The following is a 24687-nucleotide window of genomic DNA, read 5'->3' as shown; positions in this document are numbered from 1 at the left end:
ATTTAGCTCCTGGCTCGACCAGCGAAAATGAAGAAGGCAATAACCAGCAGCCAACATAAGGCGCCCACTGCGTATTTGACTGCATGCGGGATGACTGGGCTAGCACTCCAAAAGGCTTCGAAGAATGCGGCGATAAAAGTCAGTATAGAAGCGCCGACTAGGACTGGAAACATACGTTGACTAGCAGCATACAGTGCGCGCCGACGGCTTAAGCGTCCCGGATGAATCAGCGATAAACCTAGTCGCATGCCTCCTACGCCTGAAAGCAACATCCCAACAATTTCGAAGCTGCCGTGGGTAATCACAAATGACCAGAAATTATGGCGAGTGGCGAGATCGGCACTCAACCAACTCGCTACAGCACCCATACTTAAGCCATTGACACCCATGATGTAAAGCGCAGGTAAACCACCAAATACGCCCGCGCCAAACGTTCGGAAATCGATAGAAATATTATTCCAAATGTACATCCCAAACATGGCGAAATCGCCCTCGGCGCCACGACCCACGCCAATTTTGTCAGACATATACATTTGCCGCATTTTTTCTAGTTTGTCTGGTGATACAAAGCTGTACGCCATTTCAGGCTGAAACCATACCAGCAAACCAACGACAATTCCCACACCCCAAAAAGCTAAATTGATGAATAAAAGCAAGCGCCACTCTTCACGTACTCTTTGTGGAAACTCTCTTAGTAACCAACGATGTAATGTCATCGGACGTTCGACTGCAGTACCGTACAAAAGTTGATGACAATCTCCGACCATTTTTTGTAAATAATCGGTGAGCGCAGGGGAGTAACCACGCTGCAAAGCCAGCGCTAGGTTTTGACATAAGCGTCGGTATAAGGCTGGAAATTCATGTAGGGCGACTGCGGGAGTGCTATCTTTTTTGGGTTTCTTCTTTTGATTCTTTTGTTCCAGAATGCTATTAATTTGATCCCATAGTGCTTCATTTTGGATTTCAAACTGCTTTTGTTTCATCGCTTTATCCCTGCCACGTGAGCACGCAAACGCGCCAAGGATGCCTCGCCAGTTTGGCCAGTGATGGCCTGTGCCAAGCTCGCTAGTTCTAACATACGCGCGTGCGGAATACTTTTTTCACGTTCAAACATCGCAATTAAAGTTCTTTGTTGATCTGGTGTGAGCGGATACGGTAGCGCTAAATTGTCGGCGCTTTCCTCGACAGCGGTTTGTGGGGCGGGGCGGGCGACGACGGGATCGCGATATACAACTTGGGTGCCTGCGACGATATCGCCAAGACGTCGAAATTGTGTATCAAACAGCATGCAGAGCAAGCCAGTGAAATAGAAAAATGGGAGGAAATCTCCAACCAATAATAAGTTGCGTAACACCGATTCGCGCCATCCGACTGGTAGACCATCTACGCGCAAGACTTGTATTCCAAGTACGCGTTTTCCTAAAGTGCGACCGTCCCAATACACTTCGCACAAGATCGCGTAGCCCCAATACAGAAGAAAAGAAGCTATCAGTATTATTCCAGTTCCCAATTTAAATTGAGAAAACAAAAGCGAAAGGAGAAAAAGTGCAATCAAATACACAATGAAATCGATGGCCCAAGCCCAAGCGCGGGGAGCTGGGCCCGCAGGAGTCAATAATAGACGAACACCTTCGGGCGTAATCAGTGACAAACGTCCATTTAACATGTAGTTCTTTTTATAGATTTTGGTGAAATAGCAAGGTGATGATTGTAGCAAGGAAATACTGCACGCGTTTGACTTCTTTGTGTAAAACATAAGGCCAGCTTGGATTGAAACGCCTAATTGAAATCAGCTTGAAGTATGGCAGATGCGTAGGTGCGAAGTTATAGCAATGAGCTTGGAATAGTCGCGTTGGAATAATCGCGTTTGACTAATGATGTTGGAATATCACCGATTAAGTAAACTTTGACACCGAAACATATCCTAGGAGGCCGTTGCATAAAAGGACAGTTGTATAAAAGATTAGATACTGCTTAGTGTGATGGATGTTAATTGCCATTTGAGCCATGAAAAATAGGAAAACACGAGCGCCGCGATGAGAAAAATCGCGAATCAGGCTTGTGATTTGGTAAAATGTGCGATTAATTTTAAAGATTTCAGGGAAAAGTCTGGTTTTCATCAGATTTTATGGCTTTGGATAATTTTGCCCTTGAAATCGGGTCTCGATTTAATTCCTTCTCATCTTAACTGGTCCTGCTATGCAATTTAATCGTCTGAGCGATCTCATCGCTGCTAATAAACTCCAAGGTCAACGTGTCTTTATTCGTGCAGATTTGAATGTTCCGCAAGACGATGCTGGCAATATTACTGAAGACACGCGTATCCGCGCTTCAGTACCAGCGATTCAGCAAGCTTTGCAAGCAGGCGCTGCCGTGATGGTGACATCCCATTTGGGTCGCCCAACTGAAGGTGAATTCAAAGCGGAAGATTCTTTAGCACCAGTTGCAAAACGTTTATCGGAATTGTTGGGCGTGACGGTTGAACTCAAACAAAACTGGGTGGACGGCGTTGAAGTGGCTGTGGGTCAGGTCGTATTGTTAGAAAACTGCCGTGTCAATAAAGGCGAGAAAAAGAACGATGACGCGCTCGCGCAAAAAATGGCGAAGCTGTGCGACATCTATGTGAACGATGCATTCGGTACCGCACATCGCGCAGAAGCGACGACCCACGGTATCGCAAAATATGCGCCTATCGTTTGTGCTGGCCCTTTGTTGTCGGCTGAATTGGATGCCTTGGGTAAAGCGTTGGGGCAACCCGCACGTCCATTGTCGGCGATTGTGGCTGGCTCTAAAGTGTCCAGCAAGTTAACGATCTTAAAATCGCTCGCCGAAAAAGTAGATCAATTGATCGTCGGCGGTGGTATTGCGAATACCTTTATGTTGGCAGCAGGTTTGAAGATTGGTAAGTCGTTGGCAGAAGCGGATTTGGTAGGCGAAGCCAAAGCGATTATGGACATGATGGCAGCGCGTGGCGCGATTGTACCGATTCCAACCGATGTAGTTTGCGCAAAAGAATTTTCTCCTACAGCGATTGCGACTGTGAAAGCAGTCGCGGACGTACAAGACGATGACATGATTTTGGATATCGGCCCTGACACAGCCAATGCATTAGCCGCGCAGATTCGACAAGCAGGTACGATTGTGTGGAATGGCCCAGTCGGCGTGTTTGAATTCGATCAATTTGGCAATGGCACCAAAGTATTGGCTAAAGCAATTGCGGAATCCAATGGCTTCTCGATAGCTGGCGGTGGCGATACTTTAGCTGCGATTGCCAAGTACAACATCACAGAAAAAATTGGCTATATCTCGACTGGCGGCGGCGCGTTCTTGGAATTCTTAGAAGGCAAGACATTGCCAGCTGTAGAGATTTTGTTGCAAAGAGCGGCGCAGTAATCTGCGTTCTTTGTGGCTAAATTTTTGGCTAAAAAGATTTTTTAGTTTTAAGCACGACCTTGTAAAAATTATCCATCAGGAGATTCAATGTTACGCGGAACCAAAATTGTAGCGACAGTAGGCCCGGCATCCAGTGATCTGGATACTTTAGTTAGTATGTTAAAAGCTGGCGTGAATGTAGTTCGTTTGAACTTCTCACACGGCAAGGCACAGGACCATATTGATCGCGCTGCACTGGTACGTAAAGCGGCAGAAGTCTGTGGCATTGAGATCGCGATTATGGCGGACATGCAAGGTCCGAAAATTCGTATCGGTAAATTTGAAAACAGCAAAATTCAAATTGAGAACGGCGATAAATTCATTCTCGATGCAGACTGTGCTTTAGGTAATCAAGAACGTGTCGGACTCGATTACAAAGCTTTGCCGCGCGATGTTAAAGCGAACGACGTATTGCTTCTCAACGACGGCTTGATTGTGTTGATCGTTGATAAAGTAGTCGGCAATGAGATTCACACCACAGTAAAAATCGGTGGCGAACTGTCGAATAACAAAGGTATTAATCGTCAAGGTGGCGGTTTAACAGCGCCTGCATTGACCGCAAAAGATATGGAAGACATCAAAACGGCGATGTCTTTCCAAGCAGATTATTTGGCGATCTCTTTCCCAAAAAATGCGACCGATATGGAAATGGCGCGTCAATTGGCGAATATCGCGGGCGAACCTTATGGCCACAAGCCGATGATGATCGCGAAGATTGAACGTGCCGAAGCGATTCCTGTTTTGCAAGAGATTTTGGATGCGTCAGACGGAATTATGGTAGCGCGTGGTGATTTGGCGGTAGAGGTTGGTAATGCTGCTGTTCCCGCTCTGCAAAAACGCATGATCAAGATGGCGCGTGAATCGAATAAGTTGACGATCACGGCGACGCAAATGATGGAATCGATGATCGTCAACGCAGTACCAACTCGTGCCGAAGTTTCAGACGTCGCGAACGCTGTCTTGGATGGCACGGACGCGGTGATGTTATCGGCGGAAACAGCGTCCGGTAAATATCCTGTGATCACGGTTGAAACTATGGCCGCTATCTGTGTAGAAGCCGAGAAGCATCAAGAATGTAAACTCGATGCAGATTTCTTGAATTTGCAATTCACACGGATTGATCAATCGATTGCCTACGGTGCTTTGTTCACCGCGCACCATTTACGCGTGCAAGCGATTGCCGCTTTGACTGAATCCGGTTCAACCGCATTGTGGATGAGCCGCCAAAGTATCGACGTGCCTTTGTTTGCTTTGACACCAAGTGTGGCAACTATGCGTAAAGCAGCCTTGTACCGCAATGTACAGACCTTCAAATTGCCGTACAACCCAGATCGCGATTTAGTATTGAAGCAAGCAGAAAATGTTTTGCTGGAAAAAGGCGCAGTGAAGAAGGGTGATTTGATCGTCGCGACTTGGGGTGAGCAAATGGGTAAGGTGGGTGGCACTAACGCAATGCGGATAGTCAAAATCGGCGAGTGAAGTCGCTATAAATCCAATTGTAGGGCGCATTGCGTTGTTGCAAATGCTCGCAATACTTGTGTATTGCTGTGCTTTGCGCCTAGCACTGCATCCCTAAAATTGAATTTCTAGAGACTTCGTAAAAATATATGTAATTTGAAAAAAATCAAAATTCGTAAAGTCAAAAGCCACAAGCTTGTTGAGGCGTTGAGTAAGCGTAGCGACCGGGTAAAGTTTGAATTAAGAAGCGCAACCGTACTTCGGTACGGTGAGCATCGCAGATTCAAAATCTGCCTGCGCAGTAGCTTAATCAGCACCTCAAAAGAAGATTTTTTTATTTGGAGTTAAAAACTATGTCTCTCGTATCAATGCGTCAATTGCTGGATCATGCAGCTGAAAATGGCTATGGTATTCCAGCGTTTAATGTCAATAACTTAGAACAAGTTACTGCGATCATGGAAGCGGCGAATGAAGTTGGTGCGCCGGTGATTATGCAAGCTTCTGCTGGTGCGCGTAAGTACGCTGGTGAAGCTTTCTTGCGTCATTTGATTTCTGCTGCGGTCGAAGCCTATCCACATATTCCTGTGGTGATGCATCAAGATCATGGTCAATCGCCAGCAGTTTGTATGGCAGCGATCAAGTCCGGTTTCACCTCCGTGATGATGGATGGTTCCTTGATGGAAGACGGCAAATCGGTTGCTAGCTACGAATACAACGTAGCGGTATCCAAAGAAGTCGTGAAATTCTCTCACTCTATTGGTGTAACGGTCGAAGCAGAATTGGGCGTATTGGGTTCCTTGGAAACCATGATGGGCGACAAAGAAGACGGTCACGGCGCGGACGGAAAAATGACACGCGAACAGTTGTTGACCGACGTTGCACAAGCTGCTGACTTCGTGAAACAAACTCAGTGCGACGCCTTGGCGATTGCAATTGGTACTTCGCACGGTGCGTACAAATTCTCTCGCAAGCCTACCGGTGATATTTTGGCGATCGATCGTATTAAAGAAATCCACACACGCATTCCTAATACGCATTTGGTGATGCACGGCTCTTCTTCCGTACCACAAGAATTGCTCGAAGAAATTCGTCAATTCGGTGGTGATATGAAAGAGACCTATGGCGTACCAGTCGAAGAAATCGTGATCGGTATTCAAAACGGCGTGCGTAAAATCAATATCGATACGGATATTCGCTTGGCGATGACTGCCGCGATTCGTCGTTATATGTTTGAAAATCCAAGCAAGTTTGATCCACGCGATTACTTGAAACCAGCGCGCGAAGCAGCGAAATTGGTTTGTAAAGCACGCTTCTTAGCATTTGGTTGCGAAGGCCAAGCGGCGAAAATCAAACCGATGACTTTGGAAAAAGTTGCAGAACAATATAAATCAGGTGCATTGGCCCAGGTTGTGAACTAATCTGAACTGATCACTTTTTAGATCGAAGTAAACCGGGCGCGTGGTGCGCCCCGCAGGGAGATTCAAAGCTTGTTTGTTGATACGGTGTACGTATTGATGAAGAACTGATGAATCTCCCTTCAGCATTTTTTTTGAGACCACATTATGACTACGCAAATAAACTCCACTTTACATTCGCTACCACTGTTAGGTCGTGGCAAAGTCCGTGATAACTATGCCGTTGGCGAAGATAAACTGTTGATCGTGACAAGTGATCGCTTGTCGGCATTTGACGTGATCATGAATGAAGCGATTCCTGATAAAGGTCGCGTGCTCAATCAAATGGCGAACTTCTGGTTTGAAAAACTTAGCCACGTGGTGCCAAATCATTTGATCGGCATTGACCCAGTGTCCGTGGTTGCACCTGATGAAGCAGAACAAGTACGTGGCCGTGCAGTCGTCGCGAAACGATTGAAACCTATCATGGTGGAAGCCGTCGTGCGCGGTTATATCATCGGTTCTGGTTGGAAAGACTATCAAGAAACAGGCGCAATTTGCGGCATTCAATTGCCAGCGGGTTTGCCACAAGCGGCCAAATTAGACGCCCCAATTTTCACGCCAGCCGCAAAAGCGGAAATGGGCGAGCACGATGAGAACATCAGCTTTGCCGAAATGGAAAAACGCATCGGTGCAGAACTCGCTGCCAAGATGCGCGACATTAGTATTCAACTTTATACAGAAGCCGCAAACTACGCAGCAACACGCGGCATCATCATTGCCGATACGAAGTTTGAATTTGGTCTCGACGACAATGGCGTATTGCATTTGATGGATGAAGTATTGACGGCGGACTCATCACGCTTCTGGCCAGCAGATTCCTATGCAACAGGTATTTCTCCACCATCATTCGATAAGCAATTCGTACGTGATTACTTAGAAACCATCACAAGCTGGAATAAGACAGCACCAGCGCCGACTTTGCCAGATGAAGTGGTACAAAAAACCGCAGCGAAATACCGTGAAGCCTTAGAACGCTTAACGGGTGAAAGTTTGAAGGCGTAATATGGGCGACGCAACATTCAACGCAGCGCCTATCATCGGTGTCGTGATGGGCTCTTCATCCGATTGGGATGTGATGCAACATGCCGTGACTATGCTGAAAGAATTCGGTATCCCTTTCGAAGCGCAGGTCGTGTCTGCACATCGCATGCCAGATGAAATGTTCACTTATGCCGAAACAGCACGCAGTCGTGGCATTCGCGGCATCATCGCTGGTGCTGGCGGAGCTGCGCATTTGCCTGGCATGATCGCAGCAAAAACTATCGTGCCTGTATTTGGTGTGCCTGTGCCATCCAAGTATTTGCGTGGTGAAGACTCTTTGTTGTCTATCGTGCAAATGCCAAAGGGCGTTCCTGTGAATACTTTTGCGATTGGTGAAGCAGGCGCGGGTAATGCGGCCTTGGCTGCGATTGCAATGCTGGCGACGACCGATGATGCGATGGCAGCGAAGTTAGAAGCCTTCCGCGCAAAACAAACGCAAGTTGCGCGGGATATGCATTTGCCTTTGTAATACGGCAGTTTTGGCGAAGGAAGGATTTTTCTTTGCCGCAGAAGCACATAGGTCGCAGTATCATTATTCTTGCCTCAGACCATTCAGGCGTCATCTCTGCATAGGCAGGGATCCAGTGTCTTTAGGCTTTTACGTCGCTGGATTCCTGCCTTCGCGGGAATGACATTGAGTAATAAGTGCTCTAGATTTTTTAGTTTTGTACTTGCATCAAACCACGTTTCAAATCGCATTTAATTTGTATCGCACCAGCATGGAAAACCCAACGATGTCCACTTCTATTATCAACACCAATCCACAATTTCCGAACACGAAATCCAGCATGTTAGGCATGGTCGGTGGCGGACAATTGGGGCGTATGTTTGTGCATGAAGCGCAAGCCCTAGGTTTTAAAGTGACGGTATTAGAGCCAGAAGCTGGCAGTCCTGCTGCGCATGCAGCGGATGCGCATATCCAAGCAGCCTACGATGACGCGGCGGCTTTGCAGAAGTTGGCGGAGACGTGTGCTTCATTCACCACAGAATTTGAAAATGTGCCAGCAAGTAGTTTGGCCAAATTAGCCGAAACGGGCTTCGTTGCGCCAAGCGCGGCATGTGTGTCGATCGCCCAAGACCGTATCGAAGAGAAAGCTTTCTTCACGCGTTGCGCACCACAAACCGGTATCTTGCCAGCACCGCACGCGATTTTGCGCACTGCGGAGGATTTGGAAAAAGTGAGTGCCGATTTATTCCCAGGGATTTTGAAGACGGCACGCATGGGCTATGACGGTAAAGGTCAAGTGCGCGTCAAGTCAATGGAAGAACTACGCACAGCGTTTGCCAATCTCAAGGGTGTCGTTTGTGTGCTAGAAAAAATGCTGCCACTCGCGTATGAAATTTCGGTGTTGGTAGCGCGTGGCGCGGATGGTCAAGCCGTCGTGTATCCGATTGCAGAAAACGTACATCGTGATGGGATCTTGTTCACGACTACCGTACCTAGTCCGCACGTTTCAGCCGACGCGGCGTTAAAAACGCAAAATGCCGCATTGAAATTGATCGCCGATATTGATTATGTTGGCGTACTCTGCATAGAATTTTTTGTACTGCAAGACGGCTCTGTCGTCGTCAATGAAATGGCACCGCGTCCACACAATAGCGGTCACTATACGATTGATGCATGCGTCACTAGTCAATTCGCGCAACAAGTACGCGCAATGGCGCGTTTGCCTCTGGGGGATGTGCGTCAGCATTCGCCTTGTGTGATGTTGAATATTCTTGGTGATATTTGGTTTGATGGTGAGTCTGTGCGTCAGCCCGCTTGGGATAAAGTGTTAGCCTTACCATCAGCGCACTTGCATTTATACGGCAAGGCAGAGGCGCGTCGTGCGCGCAAGATGGGTCACATCACATTTATCGCGCCAACATTGGAGCAAGCACAAGACGAGATGCGCCAAGCGTGTGCGATTCTCGGTATCGCTGTTTGATCAAGACTGAGGTTGAGATTGAATTCTACTGAGCAAATTCTTGCGGCGGCGCGCGCTTTAGAACAAGGCGCTTTAGTTGGTTTTCCGACGGAGACCGTGTACGGCCTTGGTGCCGACGCGGAGAACATCAACGCTGTCGCGAATATCTATAAAGCGAAAGGTCGTCCCTCAAATCATCCTGTGATTGTACACGTCGCGCCAGAAGCCGATATTAGTTATTGGGTGAAAGAGATCCCTGCGCCAGCGCAAGTATTGATGGATGCGTTTTGGCCTGGTCCTTTAACCTTGATTTTGAAACGCGCTGAGCATATTCCTGACGCAGTATCTGGTGGTCAAGATTCGATAGGGATTCGTTGCCCATCACATCCAGTGGCACAAACTTTATTGCGTGCGTTTAAAGATGGCAAAGGCGGCGTGGCGGCGCCATCCGCGAATAAATTTGGGCATGTCAGTCCAACCAAGGCTGAGCACGTCATAGAAGAGTTTCCTGCTGAAATTGCGAATGGCATGATCGCTGCGGTACTCGACGGTGGGCAAAGCGATGTCGGCATCGAATCAACGATTGTTGATATGAGTCGCTTAGCAACGCATGGACCTGTGCTGTTGCGTCCCGGTCATATCACGGCGCTGCAATTGGAACAAGTATTAGGCATGGGAGTGAATGCGCCAGATCAAGCGGCACCACGCGCTTCCGGAACTTTAGAGGCGCACTATGCACCAAGTACCCCGGTGGCGATGGTTGCAGTTGAAGAACTCGAATCCGTTATTTCCCGATTACTCTCTGCGGGAAAGCGCGTCGCAGTAATGGCTTACCAGCCGCATACTAGCAATGCTCAGCTACAAGCGTGGCGCCAATTAAACAATGATCCCATTTCATATGCGCATGATCTGTATGCTGATTTGCGCGAACTTGATCATGTGCAGGCGGATATCATTTTGGTAGAAGCCTTGCCAAGCACGCGTGATTGGCAAGGCGTCGCAGATCGATTACGTCGTGCCGCGTTTGATTCGCAGGGCGTGTTGCAGACGCTTTTGAGTGACGCCGTGGCTTAAAATCGCCACTTCAAACCCGCTTCCAATTTTTGTTGTGGCACATGATTGATTTTGCCATCACGCTCAAACTCTAGGGTTAAATCTAGATGTTGCGTCATCTTAAAATCAAGGCCAAAACCAAGTAGCGGGAGTACTGCTCGTGAGGAATTTGTGTTTCCGTTCTGTGCGCTAAACGCCGAGCGAATTTGTGCTACACCTAGTTTGCCGAACACATTCCATGCATCTCCTAGTGGCATAGTCACTTTACCAGCGGTGTACAACATCTTGACGTTCAAATCCGCAAATGCAGTGTTTTTTTCTGGGCTTTGGAAGTGATAGCCTGAGCTTAAATAACCCGTTTCTAGGCTGAATTGATTCGTAAAATTCCAGCCTCCATACAATTTTTTAGAGAGCTTATGCTCATTATCGGCGACAAATTTTCCTGGCGCATATTGCCATGATCCTTCGCCTGGCGTTGCAATCGAAATTCCTACATACGGTTCTTGTGCCAAGGCTGCGGTGGAAAAACATAGACTCGTTGCGACGAAAAGAAATGCAAATGGATACTTCATATTGGCCTCTAGTAACTTGAAATAGGGTTGATCAAAAGTGATCGCATACTAAGTCTTCGTTGTTCAAGACGACAGTGCCGAAAGTCATATTCCTTGAAAAATTTGGCCTAAATATAACCCGATTCCAGTCCACGTAACACGGCACGAATTCTGTCCCGTACCTCCAATTTGCTGAGGATATTCGAGATATAGTTTTTTATCGTACCTTCGCTCAGGGCTAAGGCATTCGCGATTTCAGCATTACTTAATCCAGCCGCCATCAATGCTAAGATTTCTGTTTCTCTTGCGCTTAGTTTTTCATTGTTGGACTCATTGCGTTGTTGCGCGCATGCTTGATTTTGCCCTGTTTGCCCTTGAGCGCTAGTGGCTTTGTTGAGCAGTGAATCGCGTAATCTTTCTGTCAGTGCTGGTCGAAACAGACTACCGCCTTGGACCACATGACGAATACCTTCGGTCAATCGTTCTAAGGAAATATCTTTTAACAAAAAACCTCTCGCACCAGCGCGTATCCCTTCGAGCATTGCTTCATCATCGTCAAATGTCGTTAATAAGATCGTTGGTGGTAATTGCTTTGCATGCGCTTGTAAAAAATCGATGCCCGAGCATTGTGGCATGCGGATGTCTAACAATAATAAGTCGATGCTGTGTGCCTGCGGTGAAAGTAAGGCGCGCGCTTCTACGCCATTGCTCGCTTCGTACACCACACGAATATCACTGGTCATATTCAATAGGCCACTTATGCCACTACGTACTAAAGCTTGGTCATCCACTAAGGCTACATGAATCATGTTGGGAGTCCTTTGAGCGCCACATCAAATGGAATTTGTAATTCCAAACAAAATCCTTGTTTAGACGCATGCTTTAAGCTCAGTGTGCCATTGCATAGTTGGAGTCGTTCGCGCATCCCTTGTAGGCCGTGATTCGGTTGGAGAATGTCGCAGCCTTGACCATCATCTTGGATTTGAATATTGAGCATGTGCTCGTATTGCTTAAGCGTGATTTGCATGGTTTTTGCATCAGCATGTCGAATGACATTGGTAATCGCTTCCTGAACACAATAAAAAATACAGTGTGCAATGTGCATAGGAACTGGTGTTTTTGATTCGTCAAATTGCAGCGTAATTTTGGGTTGGGGAATTGATGCGCACAAGATGCTCAATGCCTGTTGCAAGTTGATTTCTTTATCGTTTTTTTCGCTACTGACGACAGTACGCACTTCTGCAAGTAAATCGTGGGCCAGCTCGCGCGACACTTGCAATGCCTGCTGCAGTCGCCTATCTAGCGATGGCGTCGACGATTCTATATTCGATTCTATATTCGATTCTGCATTTGATTCTGTATTTGATTCTGTATTCGACTCAACATTCGACGCCATATTTAAATCGGTACCCGCGGCGGCGCTATGGCGCACTGCCAAGTCTAAATGCAAATTGAGTGCGGTCAATTGATGACCTAGTATGTCGTGCAAATCACGGGCAATTCTTGTTCTCTCTGTTATGCGAACTGTATCGCTGAGCATGATTTGAGTCGCTTGTAATTCTGCGTAAGCGATCTTGAGTTGCGCACACTGTTTGAAATAGCGTTTTACGGCGAGGGCTAGAGCAAAACAAATACAGTAGAGTAGTAATTGTGCGACCAGATAGAACACCCCGATTTTCCAATGAGCACCAGCCAATACGGGATTGTTAAACACGTAAAAGAGATGAACACCGCTATACACCAACATCAGTAAGACTAAAAAGCGCAGCGCACGTCGAAACGGGAGGAAGGCTGCGAACTGTGCTGCCAACACAAGTAGTAATGCCGACATACTCAATACCGCTAAGACTAATTGCACAGCGAATAAGCCATCCGAGCGAAATGCACGATGCTGATTGCGCAGCCAAAGTAGGGCGGTAAATAAGAGGCTTAGTGCCGCAGAATAGCTTAAGTAGCAGAAATACTGCCATTCGATACGAGCAGCGTCGGTATCAAGCACGATCCAGTTACTCAATATCTCGCGCACCCACCATTGGCAGAAGAAACCTGCTGGCGTATGAAGATTAGCCTGTGCGGGCGCCGTGAAGAACAGTTCAAAAAATTCAAAGCCACCAAAAATGATGCAAGCAAATAGGCCGCAGACAAGCGCGAGATGCGGCTTAAGTGGAGAGATTAATTGACTGAAAAATCGACGGGAGGAAGTGTCTAGATATTTGACGGAAAAACTGCTACTGACATGGGGCATACACTAGCCTTACGTACACAGAAAGTACAATACAAATATCGGTAAGCAGATAGGTAAGTAGATAGATACAGTAACACCTATCTTGTCGCTAATATTGTCGATACCTTGCTATTTATAGATCAACTTCATCACCAAAATGAAAGCAGATAGCGATAGAGAAATCACATTCGCCACAATAATTGGCCAAGCGCCCAGCATTAAGCCATAGGTTAGCCAACCCACTGTCCCAGTCACCATAATGCAATACATACCAAGCGAAACGCCTTCCGCGCGTTTGCGTCGCCAAGTGAGCCATGCTTGTGGGATAAAGGAACTGGTGGTCAGGAAAGCGGCGATATAGCCGATCAGATCTAATTGAGTCATGAATAAATTACAGTGCTGTGCTAGTCAAAAATTGACCATGATGAAATACCAAAGGTGCTTGATTTTTTGACGCGCATTGTTCCACCTCGCCGACGAAAATGACATGATCACCTTCTGGATAGCGGCTGCGGTTAAAGCATTCGAACCAAGCTGAAGCGCCTGTGAGTATGGGCAAGCCCGTGCGTGATAAAGTAAATTCTACGCCCTCGAAGCGATCTTCAACCCGACTGGCAAAGCGTTCTGCCAAATGTTTTTGATCAGCTGCGAGTACGTTGACTACGTAATGCGAATTGTTGGCAAACACAGGCATACTTTGCGCACGATCACCGAGACTCCAAATGACCAACGGTGGGTCTAACGAGACCGAATTGAAGGAGCTTGCGGTTAAACCTAAGAATTTATCTTCGTTGAGACGAGTCGTGATCACCGTGATGCCAGTCGCAAATTGCGATAAGGCATGGCGAAAATGACGACTATCAAAATCAGGTGGGAGTGCGGTACTTGGTGGGTTTAGCATTCGTTTTCCAAAAACATTTTCCGCCATTATCCCAGATTTTCCCCGTATGTATGATGTCCTAAATTCACGTTTGTCGGTGCAAGGGCTAAAGCGCGAAGAAAGCGTCCGGCTGTGTTAAACTGTCGCCCTTATTTCCAGTAAATATTATTGGTAACTAATTGATTTTTAAGAATATTTAATCGAGAGTTGAATATGTTAAATAACAAAAAAATACGCTTTCTCGTTTTAACTTGGCTTTTTGCTTCTTTCAGTTTGATATTTAGTGCGAACGCGATGCAAGTAGAGCGCATGTTCCCAGAAGGGATTAAGCGCGGCAAATTGAGTACGACTGCATTAGCTGAATTGGTGATCGATGGTAAGTTACGGCAAAGTGCTATCGGCATTCGCATTTACAGCGAGGACAATCTTACTGTCACGCCAGCCAGTGTCGATGTTAATAATGTTGTTATTTACTATCTGGAAAATGAATTCGGTGAAATTCAAAAAATTTGGATATTGACCGCAGAAGAGGCCAGCAAACCGATTCCTAAGCGCCCGTAAATAAACCTCGCTAAGTGTTTGTTTTTTCCGACGAGTTTATTTGATTAATTTGTATTTTGAAGTGAAGAAGTAATGTTGCCTCCAGATTCCACAGAAGAAAAGAATTCCATGCAGAAGAAAGTATTCATCAAAACCTTTGGTTGCCAAATGAACGAGTATGACTCGGACAAAATGCAAGATGTGTTGGCGGCAACGGATGGTATGATCAAAACCGATAACCCAGAAGATGCCGATGTGATTTTGCTCAATACCTGTAGTGTGCGCGAGAAGGCATCGGAAAAAGTGTTTTCGGATCTTGGTCGTCTGCGTGAATTGAAAAAATCTAAGCCAGATTTGCTGATCGGCGTTGGTGGTTGTGTTGCTTCACAAGAGGGTGAAGCAATCGTGCGTCGCGCGCCGTATGTGGATGTGGTGTTTGGACCGCAAACTTTACACCGTTTGCCACAATTGATTAAAGACCGACGCGATTCAGGTCGCTCACAAGTCGATATTAGTTTTCCAGAAATTGAAAAATTCGATCACTTGCCTCCAGCCAAAGTCGAAGGTTCCACAGCTTTCGTGTCCATCATGGAAGGTTGTTCCAAATACTGTAGTTATTGTGTGGTGCCGTACACACGTGGTGAAGAAGTCTCGCGTCCGTTCAATGATGTCTTGGTCGAAGTCGCTGGTTTGGCGGAACAAGGCATTAAAGAAATTAGCTTATTAGGACAAAACGTTAATGCTTATCGAGGCGTGATGGATGATGGCGAGATCGCTGACTTCGCGCTGCTATTGGAATACATCGCTGAATTCCCACAAATCGAACGCATTCGTTTTGTGACCAGTCACCCGAAAGAATTTAATCAACGCTTGATCGATGCTTACGCCAAGATTCCGAAATTGGTGGATCACGTGTACTTGCCAGCGCAGCATGGTTCCGACCGTATCCTAGCGGCGATGAAGCGTGGTTATACTTCGCTAGAATATAAATCAGTGATTCGTAAGTTGAAGGCTGTGCGCCCGAATATGCATATTTCATCGGACTTCATCGTTGGCTTCCCAGGTGAAACGGATGAAGATTTTGATGCCTTGATGAAGTTGATTAAAGACGTCGATTTTGATAATAGTTTCAGCTTTATTTTCAGCGCACGTCCTGGTACGCCGGCAGCGAGTTTGGAAGACACTACGCCAGCGCCTTTAAAGCTTAAACGTTTACAATTTTTGCAGTCGGTGATTGACGCGAATACTAAGAAGTACAGCAATGCGATGATAGGTACAGTGCAACGCATCTTAGTAGAAGGCCCTTCGGTGAAAGACCCGAACGAATTACAAGGTCGTACCGAGAATAATCGTGTGGTGAATTTTGCTGGAGGTAAAGAGTTGATCGGTACGCTGGTGAATACACGTGTGACTGAGTCCTATAATTATTCATTGCGTGGTGAGTTGGTCGACTAGTTTTGCTTAATTAAAAAAGTAGGACGGGTGCAACCCGCGCTGCATATAGGTTGATTTCGCGTGCACGAGGTTCAGGCGGCGCGGGTTGCATCCGCCATACGATACTGATTTATTTTGGAAAATAAAACATTTTGAAAACGAATACTCCCGTCCCTGTTTTGTATTTTGTGCCTCAGCCCTTAGACAATTTGCGGTTAGCGCATTTGTGTGGCCCACTCGATGAAAACTTGCGTCAAATTTCTGCTGCTTTAGATTTGAGTATATTTCGTCGTGGCGAAAAATTTATCGTGAGCGGGCACAATGCGGAAAAGGGTTTGGAGTTACTTGAAAAGTTTTACGCGCAAGCGAAGAAAATCATCACGATTGATGAAGTTCAATTAGCTTTAGTCGAGCAACGTGCGGCAAGTAGTTTGCAAAAAGCGACTGAATCAGGTCTCGTGCCAAGTACCGACTCTGGCGAGATTGCGCCGACAAAACGTCGTAGCACTAAAACCACGACGAAGGCTACCACTACTTCAAGAAATATTGTTAAAGAAGTAGCGCCCGTCGAAGTTGAGGAAGCTTTAGAAAGCCCGATACTCAAAACCCGCCGCAGTGATTTACGTGGCCGTACCCCACACCAAAACACCTATTTGAAAGCGATACTCGAACACGATATTACTTTTGGTGTAGGTCCAGCGGGTACGGGAAAAACTTATTTAGCTGTCGCCTGTGCGGTTGATGCTTTAGAACGTGATGCGGTTAAACGTATTGTGTTGACGCGTCCAGCTGTCGAAGCAGGCGAGCGTCTCGGTTTCTTGCCGGGTGATTTGGCGCAAAAGGTCGATCCTTATTTGCGTCCTTTGTACGATGCTTTATACGATTTACTCGGTTTTGATCGTACCCAAAAAATGTTTGAAAAACAGGTAATTGAGATTGCGCCGCTAGCGTATATGCGTGGCCGTACTTTGAATCATTCATTCATCATTTTGGATGAAGCGCAAAACACCACCCCAGAACAAATGAAAATGTTTTTGACGCGCATAGGATTTGGCAGCAAAGCGGTGATTACAGGTGACGTGACCCAGATCGATTTGCAGCGTCATCAAAAGAGCGGTTTAGTTGATGCTTGCCAAGTGCTGCGCAATGTACGTGGCATCGCTTTCAATCAATTTACTAGCGTTGACGTGGTGCGTCATCCGCTGGTTGGTCGTATCGTAGATGCATACGAAGAAGCGACCCAACTTCAAGATCAGCAAGATGCAGAAATCGTAAGCTTGAAGCATGCGACCGCGATGAATAAACCCCGACGTAGATAAAGTAGATAGTGTAGATAATTATGGCAACCAGTTCTAAACCTAAATTGACACTGTCCGTGCAATACGCCGACGAGCGTTTGAAAGACGTACTAACGCGCCCACTATTACGTAAAACCATACAGGCCGCTTTGTTCTTTCCAGCAGAGCTGACGCTACGCATCGTTGATGCTGAAGAAGGACAAGAACTCAATCGCGACTATCGTGGTAAAGATTATGCGACTAATGTACTAACCTTTGCCTACACCGAAGACAGCGATGCCGAGGTGACGCAAGCCGATATTATTTTGTGCACTGATGTCCTGGAAAAAGAAGCTAAAGAACAAAAGAAAACGGTACTCGAACATGCTCAACATTTAGTCGTACATGGTGTTTTGCATGCGCAAGGTTACGATCACGAAACCGATGAAGAAGCGGAAGAGATGGAAGCTTTAGAAATCGAAATCTTAGCAGGCTTAGGATTGGCGAATCCTTATCAAGCGTAAAGCATCGCGATATCTGTGTTGAGAGATATGGCGACTCACTTTTGTATCAATTTCACGCTTCACTATTCGATACTGTCCAATACTATTCAACGCTAGTCTCCTCAGATAGCTTTCCATCAAAGGCCAGAATGTCTCCTGGCTGACATTGCAGCACCTGACAAATTTTTTCCAAGGTATCAAAGCGTATCGCCTTTGCGCGACCTGATTTGAGTACGGATAAATTTTGCGGTGTGATATCGACTAACTCCGCCAAAGTATTTAGACGCATCTTACGCTGCGCAAGCACCACATCTAAGTTCACAATAATAGGCATCTAGTTTCCTTAAATGGTGAGTTCAGCTTCTTCGTTGAGATCGGTCCCGATTTCTAGCGCCCACAGAATGAGGCTATAAAATCCTATACTGATAGCGACAATCAATAAGTTATCCAGTAGAGCCGCAATTTTTATCCACGTATTGTGATGGATGTTGCTAATTGAGATCACAACAAATACAAAATGAAGAAAAATGAAGACTATGTTAAACACGAGATTGAAGTTGAAGGCGCGTCTCGCGTGGCCTAAGGCTTTTTGATTGAAGATGTCCCCATCGTAAAAGCATTCGATCAATTGTTCAAAGTGGAATAAGGTCTTCAAAATGAGATAGCAACATCCTAGATATGTAACTACTACGAAGATTTTTGCGGTCCAATTTAAACGTTGTGCCATTAACCAAGAGAGTTGGTCATTGGTATTGTTAGTCGCTGCGATGGCGATTTCGGCGATCCCTGTTTCGCCTATAGGTTTGAACGCGAACATAATGAATAATAAGAGCGCGATGAGACCTGAAATGATCAACGCGGGCATGGCAACCCAAATTAAATAACCACTCACTTTCTTGAATTTTGCGATACGTTTGTTGCGTTCGATAGACATGGATTTCCTCGTTATGTGAGTATGGATGTTTGTATTGTAGTTAAGTGAAATTTGAAATGCAATAAAAAAATATCGTTTATCGATAATTATTTATTGATTAGTGTTTTTTTGATAGGTACGCTATTAGTCTGTGTACTTGTTTGGGCGTATCGCTTATTTTCGATATAGTGTGGTTTTTAATAAGGAGTGTTTATGAAACGTGTATGGATGGCATTTGCCTTGGCATTGAGCTTGACGTCGCAGTTTGCTTGCTCGCAAACCATTTTCATCGTCCGTCATGGCGAAAAAATAGACGAAAGCCGCGACCCTCCACTTAGTTTAAAAGGTAAGCAACGCGCGTTGAATTTGGCGATGATGTTGCGCGATGCGGAGATTAAGAAGGTCTATGTGACCGAATTTCAGCGCACGCAAATGACCGCTGCGCCTTCCGCTGAATCTCGTCAATTGGTGACTACCCAATATGCAGCGAAAGAGTCTTTGAATTTTGGAAAAAGCTTACTTACGGCTGATGCCAATACCCTGGTGGTAGGGCATTCAAACACCTTGCTCGATATTTTGAAAGGCTTGGGGATTACTGATGTCAAACCCGTTGCGGATGATGAATATGATCGCTTGTTTGTCGTGACATTAAATAAAAATGCGAGTCCTAGTTATACTTTGCTGCGTTATTAGCGGGCAGAGTTGTTGGTGAATGAAAACCACCATGAACATTCCAGCCTTCCCTTAGAGGCATTAGTATCGACACAAGTCAAACCAAGCGCAAAATCCATTAACCGTCGCTCCTGCGTAGGCAGGAGCCCAGCGTCTTTTGTTGATCAACGGATGCCGTTAGATTCCTGTCTACGCAGGAATAACAGGCCTTGCTCTTTCCTACTTACGCTCGCCGTAAAAGAACCTGTGTAGATACCTATGCCTTGAAGGCGAACGAGTAGAACTGTGCGAACTACCATGTCATGGAAGTAATTCTAGTAACACTGAAAATCTGCAAAAGTAGTAAGACATGTACAGCAAAACAAAACCAATTAAACCATCTGAAAAAAACTTTTTGCATTTTGTGCCTAAACCAAGCTTGCCCACATAAAGCACCGAGCGCACCGCCTGCCAAAGTCCAGCCATGCAAGGTTTGCTCTGAGATTCGAGATGTTTGCGCACGTGCAGATGCTTTATCCCAGGCGTACAGCGAGAAACAGATTAGGTTCACCCCGCTGTAATAGGCGATCAAGAACACCGTGAGCGGGTGATTTTCTAGAAACTGCGCGGCGGCGTTAGGCATTATTAAGTCGTCGGTTGTGAAAATTGAGATTCAGGTGAAATTGCTTATTTTAGGTGAGATAGCTGCGATAAGTATTTGAATTATCTTTAATTTTTAAAATAAATTTCTTGGTTCGTTTGGTGCTATTGGCTTTGATAATTGATTGCGATACGTGGTTTTCCAGATAAATGCCGAGCAAAATTTGGGAATTAGCCTCAGATGTTGTATCCTGTAGGATTGAAACAACGGCGTTAAGCCCATTATGCAAGAGCACTCTAGTAAGGTCAGACCAGCTGACCTTAAACCACATAGGTCATTGTTTGAACGATTGACCGCCCTAATTTCTCCTGAACCCGAAAACCGCGAAGAGCTGCTGGAAGTCTTGCACGACGCGCAAGAACGTAATTTGATCGATGCCGATGCCTTGGCGATGATCGAAGGGGTTTTTCAAGTTTCCGATTTATCTGCCCGTGACATCATGGTGCCGCGCTCTCAAATGGACGTGGTTGACGTCTCCAAGCCGATTGCTGAGTGGATGCCAGAAGTGTTGGAAACCGCACACTCGCGCTTTCCGGCGGTTGACGGTGATCGCGACAAGGTAGTGGGTATTTTGCTCGCCAAAGATCTATTGCGCTACTACGCCGAAGAGAGCTTTGACGTGCATAAAATGCTGCGTCCGGTCGTATATATTCCCGAATCCAAACGCTTAAATATTCTGTTGCGTGATTTCCGTGCGAATCGGAATCACATGGCGATGGTCGTCGATGAATATGGCGCAGTCGCAGGCCTGATTACGATTGAAGACGTGTTGGAACAAATTGTTGGCGATATCGAAGATGAATATGATTTCGACGAGGAAGAAGACAATATTATCGTGCTTGAAAATCAAGGTAATGGTAAGCGTTGGCGTATCAAAGGCTTGACTGAAATTTCGCAATTTAATGAAGTGATAGGCACTGAGTTTTCGGATGCAGATGCGGATACCGTGGGCGGTTACATCACCAATCATTTGGAGCGTGTGCCACATAAGGGTGATGAGTTTGAAATCGGTCAATTGCATTTTGAAGTATTACGAGCTGATGCGCGCCAAGTGCAAATGATCTTGGTGGAAAAACGCAGCACCGCGTATAGCTCGGAAGATTAATCGCGCATGCAGGTTTTAAATATTTGCTTAAAGAATGCGACGTTGTCACGAGCCTGTTTCGTGGCAATGTTGTTAGGGGCGTCGAATGTGTTTTCATTCGCGCCTTTTTTTATGTGGCCGTTACAGTTTCTCAGTTTGGCCACTTTGTTTTTATTATTTGTCGCTCATCCAGAATGGAATAAGAAGCAGGTATTTTTACTGGGCTTTACTTATGCATTTGGGATGATGTTTGGCGGTGTCAGTTGGCTCTTGATTGCCATGACACGTTACGGCGGTATGGCTTGGCCACTGGCGCTGATTGCACTGGCTTTTTTAGCCGCCTACATGTCTTTATTCTCCGCATTTAGCTTGTTGTTAGCGCGCAGTTTGCGGCAGCGTTGGGGGCTGTCAAATACAATATTGTTATTGGCTGTCTTACCTGCGCTTTGGGCATTATTTGAATACCTACGTGGTTATCTGATGACGGGTTTTCCATGGCTCACTTTGGGTTATGCGCATGTTGTTAGTCCATTAGCTGGACTGGCGCCAGTGCTCGGCGTCTATGGTTTGAGTGGTGTTGTGGCTTTGATTGCGGGGGCAATTGGTTTGGCTTTGTGTTCTGAGCAGCGCCTAGTTCAAGTGTCGGGAATAGCGCTGGTAGCGACGGTATTGGTGGCGAGTTTTAGTTTGCGACAAGTGGCATGGACCGAGGTGCAAGGTCAGCCTATTAGTGTGCGTCTGGCACAAGGTAATATCGATCAAGGGAATAAATTTAATACAGAATTTATTGATAGCACTTTGTCGCTTTATCGCGGCATGGTGACTGAGCAAGCAGCCGATTTGATCGCGGTTCCTGAAACCGCTTTGCCGATCTTAACTTCACAATTGCCGCAAGATTATTTGTCGGATATGCGACGTTATGCGCTCAATTCGGGTAGCCATTTGTTTATTGGTGTGGCGGTCGATGATGGTGATAATCGTTATTCCAATAGTGTCTTGGGGTACTCAGCACAAGCGGCCAATGTGTACCGTTACGACAAGCATCACTTGGTGCCATTTGGTGAGTTTGTACCTTATGGCTTTCGCTGGTTTGTGAATATGATGAAGATTCCTTTGGGAGAGTTCGCCAGCCCGGGCGTCTTGCAGCCCAATATGCAGGTCAAAGATCAGCGCGTTATGCCGAATATTTGTTATGAAGATTTGTTCGGTGATGAAATTGCCCAACAATTGCGAGCGCAAGCACGTACAACACAGGGCGCGGCGAGTATTCTCTTGAATGTATCGAATCTGGCTTGGTACGGCGATTCCATCGCGATCCCTCAGCATTTACAAATCTCGCAAATGCGTAGTCTGGAAACCGGACGACCTATGCTGCGTTCTACCAATACGGGGGCAACAGCGATCATTAATCCGCGTGGCGAAGTCGTCTCTCAGTTGCCCACATTAAGCTTAGGAACATTGGCGGGACAAGTGCAGGGGATGCAGGGATTGACGCCCTATATTCGTTTTGGTGATAGCACGATGGCAGGCATTTCTGGCCTGGCTTTGCTTGGCGCCTATCTATCTGGTCGGCGCCGTCGGTCATTCAAGAAATAGTTTCTTTAAGGTTTTTTGGCTTGTGCTTTGGTCGCTTCTATGTCGGCCAAGCATTCGCGACCACGCTCGGTAATAATATGTTTGCCACTGGTAGGATCGACTTCTATATGGGCTTTCTTACCGAGGAAAGTAGCAACCGGTCCGCTTAATACAACATCTGGATTTACCGCGATTGCGCGCAATCCTTCAATGCACTGTTTGATAAACAGAACTTGGCGACCAGTTTCTGTGAGCTCAAAGCTACCGTCACGACGATGTGCAATCAGTTTGATCCCGACTAAACGTTTAGAGTTTCTTGCGATGCAGGCACTCGGGCGTGCGCCTTTAGGTAGTTTGGTGATTTGTTCTAGTGCATCATATTCGTCGATGCTGAGATTTTGATTCATTGTGATTTTCTTATGAAGAGATAATTTGCAGGCGACAGTTTAACACTCTTAGTGTCAGCATTCGTGTTTGCATTGGTGTTTGCATTTGCGGCAGCATAAAAATCTAGCCTAGTTCTTTTGGCGTATCCCTAGTCTAGTTTGCCTAGTTCCTTGCCTACTTCAGGCGAATTTATCATTTTGTGAAACTCCCCTAAGCTAATAGCACTGATAAAAGTTGAGGGAGTAAATAATGACTACGCAGGTAAATAGTTCTGGAAAAGCCAATTCGGTGCTGGGTGCCAGTACCTTGGCTTTCACCATTTGTTTCACGATTTGGATGATGTTCGGGGTAATTGGGATTCCGATCAAAAAAACCTTGGGCTTAAATGAAACGCAGTTTGGTTTGTTGACTGCGATGCCCGTGCTGACAGGTTCCTTGATACGCGTGCCACTGGGTATTTGGACTGATAGATTTGGTGGTCGCATCGTGTTGTTTTTGTTGATGATCTCTACCGTGATTCCTATTTTTTTGATCAGCTACGCGACTGCCTATTGGCATTTCTTGGTACTCGGCTTGTTTGTTGGTTTAGCCGGTGGCTCGTTCTCTGTAGGTACGCCTTATGTGGCACGCTGGTTTAAAAAAGATCGTCAAGGTTTGGCGATGGGCATATTTGGTGCAGGTAATTCAGGTGCCGCCGTTAATAAATTTATCGCACCAGCTATTATCGCTTCCGCTGGTTGGGTGATGGTGCCGAAAGTATATGCGGTGATGATGTTGGTCGCTGCGCTGATTTTCTGGGTATTTTCTGCGACTGATCCTAGTCATAATGTGAAATCAACCGCGAGTTTTTCTGCTCAATTAAAGATGCTCAAAGACCCTAAAGTATGGCGCTATTGCCAGTATTATTCGGTCGTGTTTGGTGGTTATGTGGGCTTGAGTTTGTGGATGGTGAAATACTATGTGACTGAATATAACTTCGATATGAAAGATGCTGCATTATTAGCTGCTTGCTTCTCTTTGCCTGGTGGTGTCTTGCGCGCTTTCGGTGGTTGGTTGTCGGATAAATTTGGTGCTTACAAAGTAACTTGGTGGGTGATGTGGGTGTGCTGGATTGCATTCTTTTTACTGTCCTATCCACAGACTGAATTTATTATTAAAACCGTTAGTGGACCACAAACTTTTAATATCGCATTGACGCCCGTTATTTTTACTTCGCTCTTATTTGTCGTCGGTGTAGCGATGGCTGTGGGAAAAGCCTCGGTATTTAAGTTTATCTCCGATGAGTACACACATAATATCGGCGCGGTGTCGGGAGTCGTTGGATTGGCGGGTGGCCTCGGTGGCTTTGTGTTGCCGATTATGTTTGGTGCCATTGTTGATTTGACGGGTGTACGTAGTTCTTGCTTTATGCTGCTCTATGGCACGGTGTGTGTCTCTCTAGTCTGGATGCATTTCCAATTCCGTAAAGAGATTATGCAATCTGCGCAGTCTGCTCTGGCTACAGCATAAGTTTTTAGCCAACATTCATCGTCAGGCAGCGCAATGCTACCGAATCTAGTTGTACACAAAAAGCGTCAAAGGAAGCGAATTCCTTTGGCGCTTTTTTGTATGTTGTGGGAATCAAGGGTTTTATTCTGGAAAGTTAGTAGATAATGAACC

Annotated in this window: 26 protein-coding genes; 15 read left to right on the top strand and 11 right to left on the bottom strand. The window is 46.1% G+C overall.

Going from position 1 to position 24687, the window contains the following annotated elements; genetic code table 11:
* Positions 1 to 2 precede the first annotated feature (2 nt).
* On the bottom strand, positions 3 to 983 hold the full coding sequence (locus ACFFJH_RS17040) for a stage II sporulation protein M (protein WP_390214142.1): 981 nt from the start codon (positions 981 to 983) through the stop codon (positions 3 to 5).
* Entirely contained in the window at positions 980 to 1666 is a 687-nt protein-coding gene (locus ACFFJH_RS17035) for an RDD family protein (RefSeq protein WP_390214141.1), read from the bottom strand. The genes ACFFJH_RS17040 and ACFFJH_RS17035 overlap by 4 nt, the downstream gene beginning before the upstream one ends.
* Positions 1667 to 2199: 533 nt before the next feature.
* Here ACFFJH_RS17035 and ACFFJH_RS17030 point away from each other — a divergent pair.
* From ACFFJH_RS17030 to ACFFJH_RS17000, 7 genes are all read left to right on the top strand, one after another.
* Positions 2200 to 3393 (top strand): phosphoglycerate kinase, encoded by a 1194-nt coding sequence (locus tag ACFFJH_RS17030; protein ID WP_390214140.1) that lies wholly within the window; start codon positions 2200 to 2202, stop codon positions 3391 to 3393.
* An 87-nt stretch (positions 3394 to 3480) separates the two neighbouring features.
* On the top strand, positions 3481 to 4911 hold the full coding sequence (pyk, locus tag ACFFJH_RS17025; RefSeq protein WP_390214139.1) for a pyruvate kinase: 1431 nt from the start codon (positions 3481 to 3483) through the stop codon (positions 4909 to 4911).
* A gap of 332 nt (positions 4912 to 5243) precedes the next feature.
* Entirely contained in the window at positions 5244 to 6308 is a 1065-nt protein-coding gene (gene fba / locus ACFFJH_RS17020; protein ID WP_212676293.1) for a class II fructose-bisphosphate aldolase, read from the top strand.
* A gap of 144 nt (positions 6309 to 6452) precedes the next feature.
* Positions 6453 to 7349 (top strand): phosphoribosylaminoimidazolesuccinocarboxamide synthase, encoded by an 897-nt coding sequence (locus ACFFJH_RS17015; protein ID WP_390214138.1) that lies wholly within the window; start codon positions 6453 to 6455, stop codon positions 7347 to 7349.
* Position 7350: 1 nt separating this feature from the next.
* On the top strand, positions 7351 to 7857 hold the full coding sequence (gene purE / locus ACFFJH_RS17010; RefSeq protein WP_390214137.1) for a 5-(carboxyamino)imidazole ribonucleotide mutase: 507 nt from the start codon (positions 7351 to 7353) through the stop codon (positions 7855 to 7857).
* 265 nt (positions 7858 to 8122) lie between these two features.
* Entirely contained in the window at positions 8123 to 9316 is a 1194-nt protein-coding gene (locus tag ACFFJH_RS17005; protein ID WP_390214136.1) for a 5-(carboxyamino)imidazole ribonucleotide synthase, read from the top strand.
* 12 nt (positions 9317 to 9328) lie between these two features.
* On the top strand, positions 9329 to 10369 hold the full coding sequence (locus ACFFJH_RS17000) for an L-threonylcarbamoyladenylate synthase (RefSeq protein ID WP_390214135.1): 1041 nt from the start codon (positions 9329 to 9331) through the stop codon (positions 10367 to 10369).
* On the opposite strand, the gene ACFFJH_RS16995 is transcribed toward ACFFJH_RS17000, so the two are convergent.
* The 5 genes from ACFFJH_RS16995 to ACFFJH_RS16975 form a co-directional block, all read right to left on the bottom strand.
* Entirely contained in the window at positions 10366 to 10920 is a 555-nt protein-coding gene (locus tag ACFFJH_RS16995; protein WP_390214134.1) for an outer membrane beta-barrel protein, read from the bottom strand. The two genes, ACFFJH_RS17000 and ACFFJH_RS16995, sit on opposite strands and share 4 nt — an antisense overlap.
* Before the next feature lie 107 nt (positions 10921 to 11027).
* On the bottom strand, positions 11028 to 11708 hold the full coding sequence (locus tag ACFFJH_RS16990) for a response regulator (RefSeq protein WP_390214133.1): 681 nt from the start codon (positions 11706 to 11708) through the stop codon (positions 11028 to 11030).
* Positions 11705 to 13144 carry a sensor histidine kinase gene (locus tag ACFFJH_RS16985; RefSeq protein ID WP_390214132.1) on the bottom strand — a complete coding sequence of 480 codons (1440 nt, stop codon included), beginning with the start codon at positions 13142 to 13144 and terminating at the stop codon, positions 11705 to 11707. Before ACFFJH_RS16985 ends, ACFFJH_RS16990 begins: the two co-directional genes overlap by 4 nt.
* Positions 13145 to 13252: 108 nt before the next feature.
* Positions 13253 to 13507 (bottom strand): SemiSWEET family sugar transporter, encoded by a 255-nt coding sequence (locus ACFFJH_RS16980; protein ID WP_390214131.1) that lies wholly within the window; start codon positions 13505 to 13507, stop codon positions 13253 to 13255.
* Positions 13508 to 13514: 7 nt separating this feature from the next.
* A complete protein-coding gene (locus tag ACFFJH_RS16975) occupies positions 13515 to 14024 on the bottom strand; it encodes a flavin reductase family protein (protein ID WP_390214130.1) in 510 nt (169 codons plus the stop codon).
* A gap of 192 nt (positions 14025 to 14216) precedes the next feature.
* Here ACFFJH_RS16975 and ACFFJH_RS16970 point away from each other — a divergent pair, with 192 nt between their 5' ends.
* From ACFFJH_RS16970 to ybeY, 4 genes are all read left to right on the top strand, one after another.
* Positions 14217 to 14564, top strand: a complete 348-nt coding sequence (locus tag ACFFJH_RS16970; RefSeq protein ID WP_390214129.1) for a hypothetical protein — start codon at positions 14217 to 14219, stop codon at positions 14562 to 14564.
* 108 nt (positions 14565 to 14672) lie between these two features.
* Positions 14673 to 15998 (top strand): tRNA (N6-isopentenyl adenosine(37)-C2)-methylthiotransferase MiaB, encoded by a 1326-nt coding sequence (gene miaB / locus ACFFJH_RS16965; RefSeq protein WP_390214352.1) that lies wholly within the window; start codon positions 14673 to 14675, stop codon positions 15996 to 15998.
* A gap of 131 nt (positions 15999 to 16129) precedes the next feature.
* Positions 16130 to 17296 (top strand): PhoH family protein, encoded by a 1167-nt coding sequence (locus ACFFJH_RS16960; protein WP_390214128.1) that lies wholly within the window; start codon positions 16130 to 16132, stop codon positions 17294 to 17296.
* 20 nt (positions 17297 to 17316) lie between these two features.
* Positions 17317 to 17778 carry an rRNA maturation RNase YbeY gene (ybeY, locus tag ACFFJH_RS16955; RefSeq protein ID WP_390214127.1) on the top strand — a complete coding sequence of 154 codons (462 nt, stop codon included), beginning with the start codon at positions 17317 to 17319 and terminating at the stop codon, positions 17776 to 17778.
* A gap of 82 nt (positions 17779 to 17860) precedes the next feature.
* On the opposite strand, the gene ACFFJH_RS16950 is transcribed toward ybeY, so the two are convergent.
* Positions 17861 to 18091 carry a helix-turn-helix domain-containing protein gene (locus ACFFJH_RS16950; RefSeq protein WP_390214126.1) on the bottom strand — a complete coding sequence of 77 codons (231 nt, stop codon included), beginning with the start codon at positions 18089 to 18091 and terminating at the stop codon, positions 17861 to 17863.
* Between the two features lie 9 nt (positions 18092 to 18100).
* Complete coding sequence (locus ACFFJH_RS16945; RefSeq protein ID WP_390214125.1) at positions 18101 to 18691, bottom strand: hypothetical protein; 591 nt, start codon at positions 18689 to 18691, stop codon at positions 18101 to 18103.
* A gap of 192 nt (positions 18692 to 18883) precedes the next feature.
* Here ACFFJH_RS16945 and ACFFJH_RS16940 point away from each other — a divergent pair, with 192 nt between their 5' ends.
* On the top strand, positions 18884 to 19363 hold the full coding sequence (locus tag ACFFJH_RS16940) for a histidine phosphatase family protein (protein ID WP_390214124.1): 480 nt from the start codon (positions 18884 to 18886) through the stop codon (positions 19361 to 19363).
* A gap of 271 nt (positions 19364 to 19634) precedes the next feature.
* Here ACFFJH_RS16940 and ACFFJH_RS16935 read toward each other — a convergent pair whose 3' ends face one another.
* Entirely contained in the window at positions 19635 to 19964 is a 330-nt protein-coding gene (locus tag ACFFJH_RS16935; protein ID WP_390214123.1) for a DUF1294 domain-containing protein, read from the bottom strand.
* A gap of 241 nt (positions 19965 to 20205) precedes the next feature.
* Here ACFFJH_RS16935 and ACFFJH_RS16930 point away from each other — a divergent pair, with 241 nt between their 5' ends.
* Both ACFFJH_RS16930 and lnt read left to right on the top strand, forming a co-directional pair.
* Positions 20206 to 21087: an HlyC/CorC family transporter gene (locus tag ACFFJH_RS16930; protein ID WP_390214122.1), complete on the top strand. Its 882-nt coding sequence runs from the start codon at positions 20206 to 20208 to the stop codon at positions 21085 to 21087.
* 66 nt (positions 21088 to 21153) lie between these two features.
* Positions 21154 to 22662, top strand: a complete 1509-nt coding sequence (lnt, locus tag ACFFJH_RS16925) for an apolipoprotein N-acyltransferase (protein WP_390214351.1) — start codon at positions 21154 to 21156, stop codon at positions 22660 to 22662.
* 5 nt (positions 22663 to 22667) lie between these two features.
* Here the strand turns inward: lnt and ACFFJH_RS16920 are convergent, their stop codons facing one another.
* Entirely contained in the window at positions 22668 to 23048 is a 381-nt protein-coding gene (locus tag ACFFJH_RS16920) for a hypothetical protein (RefSeq protein WP_390214121.1), read from the bottom strand.
* Between the two features lie 229 nt (positions 23049 to 23277).
* On the opposite strand from ACFFJH_RS16920, the gene ACFFJH_RS16915 reads away from it, so the two are divergent.
* A complete protein-coding gene (locus ACFFJH_RS16915; protein ID WP_390214120.1) occupies positions 23278 to 24537 on the top strand; it encodes an MFS transporter in 1260 nt (419 codons plus the stop codon).
* Positions 24538 to 24687: the final 150 nt, after the last annotated feature.

Origin of the sequence: Affinundibacterium danionis (genome assembly GCF_042432465.1) — a bacterium.
Classification (GTDB): Bacteria; Pseudomonadota; Gammaproteobacteria; order Burkholderiales; family Burkholderiaceae_D; genus Undibacterium; species Undibacterium danionis.
Note: the sequence above shows the minus strand (reverse complement) of the source record. Positions and strands in the feature narration are given on the sequence as shown.

What these genes read in the sequence shown, in the direction of transcription:
- pyk (WP_390214139.1), top strand. Translation starts at nt 3,481, where the DNA reads ATGTTACGCGGAACCAAAATTGTAGCGACAGTAGGCCCGGCATCCAGT.
- lnt (WP_390214351.1), top strand. Translation starts at nt 21,154, where the DNA reads ATGTTGTTAGGGGCGTCGAATGTGTTTTCATTCGCGCCTTTTTTTATG.
- ACFFJH_RS17030 (WP_390214140.1), top strand. Translation starts at nt 2,200, where the DNA reads ATGCAATTTAATCGTCTGAGCGATCTCATCGCTGCTAATAAACTCCAA.
- ACFFJH_RS17035 (WP_390214141.1), bottom strand. Translation starts at nt 1,666, where the DNA reads ATGTTAAATGGACGTTTGTCACTGATTACGCCCGAAGGTGTTCGTCTA.
- ACFFJH_RS16995 (WP_390214134.1), bottom strand. Translation starts at nt 10,920, where the DNA reads ATGAAGTATCCATTTGCATTTCTTTTCGTCGCAACGAGTCTATGTTTT.
- ACFFJH_RS16980 (WP_390214131.1), bottom strand. Translation starts at nt 13,507, where the DNA reads ATGACTCAATTAGATCTGATCGGCTATATCGCCGCTTTCCTGACCACC.
- ACFFJH_RS16950 (WP_390214126.1), bottom strand. Translation starts at nt 18,091, where the DNA reads ATGCCTATTATTGTGAACTTAGATGTGGTGCTTGCGCAGCGTAAGATG.
- ACFFJH_RS16935 (WP_390214123.1), bottom strand. Translation starts at nt 19,964, where the DNA reads ATGCCTAACGCCGCCGCGCAGTTTCTAGAAAATCACCCGCTCACGGTG.
- ACFFJH_RS16985 (WP_390214132.1), bottom strand. Translation starts at nt 13,144, where the DNA reads ATGCCCCATGTCAGTAGCAGTTTTTCCGTCAAATATCTAGACACTTCC.
- ACFFJH_RS17005 (WP_390214136.1), top strand. Translation starts at nt 8,123, where the DNA reads ATGTCCACTTCTATTATCAACACCAATCCACAATTTCCGAACACGAAA.
- ACFFJH_RS17015 (WP_390214138.1), top strand. Translation starts at nt 6,453, where the DNA reads ATGACTACGCAAATAAACTCCACTTTACATTCGCTACCACTGTTAGGT.
- ybeY (WP_390214127.1), top strand. Translation starts at nt 17,317, where the DNA reads ATGGCAACCAGTTCTAAACCTAAATTGACACTGTCCGTGCAATACGCC.
- ACFFJH_RS16970 (WP_390214129.1), top strand. Translation starts at nt 14,217, where the DNA reads ATGTTAAATAACAAAAAAATACGCTTTCTCGTTTTAACTTGGCTTTTT.
- miaB (WP_390214352.1), top strand. Translation starts at nt 14,673, where the DNA reads ATGCAGAAGAAAGTATTCATCAAAACCTTTGGTTGCCAAATGAACGAG.
- ACFFJH_RS16940 (WP_390214124.1), top strand. Translation starts at nt 18,884, where the DNA reads ATGAAACGTGTATGGATGGCATTTGCCTTGGCATTGAGCTTGACGTCG.
- ACFFJH_RS16920 (WP_390214121.1), bottom strand. Translation starts at nt 23,048, where the DNA reads ATGAATCAAAATCTCAGCATCGACGAATATGATGCACTAGAACAAATC.
- ACFFJH_RS16930 (WP_390214122.1), top strand. Translation starts at nt 20,206, where the DNA reads ATGCAAGAGCACTCTAGTAAGGTCAGACCAGCTGACCTTAAACCACAT.
- fba (WP_212676293.1), top strand. Translation starts at nt 5,244, where the DNA reads ATGTCTCTCGTATCAATGCGTCAATTGCTGGATCATGCAGCTGAAAAT.
- ACFFJH_RS16975 (WP_390214130.1), bottom strand. Translation starts at nt 14,024, where the DNA reads ATGCTAAACCCACCAAGTACCGCACTCCCACCTGATTTTGATAGTCGT.
- ACFFJH_RS16915 (WP_390214120.1), top strand. Translation starts at nt 23,278, where the DNA reads ATGACTACGCAGGTAAATAGTTCTGGAAAAGCCAATTCGGTGCTGGGT.
- ACFFJH_RS17040 (WP_390214142.1), bottom strand. Translation starts at nt 983, where the DNA reads ATGAAACAAAAGCAGTTTGAAATCCAAAATGAAGCACTATGGGATCAA.
- ACFFJH_RS16990 (WP_390214133.1), bottom strand. Translation starts at nt 11,708, where the DNA reads ATGATTCATGTAGCCTTAGTGGATGACCAAGCTTTAGTACGTAGTGGC.
- purE (WP_390214137.1), top strand. Translation starts at nt 7,351, where the DNA reads ATGGGCGACGCAACATTCAACGCAGCGCCTATCATCGGTGTCGTGATG.
- ACFFJH_RS16945 (WP_390214125.1), bottom strand. Translation starts at nt 18,691, where the DNA reads ATGTCTATCGAACGCAACAAACGTATCGCAAAATTCAAGAAAGTGAGT.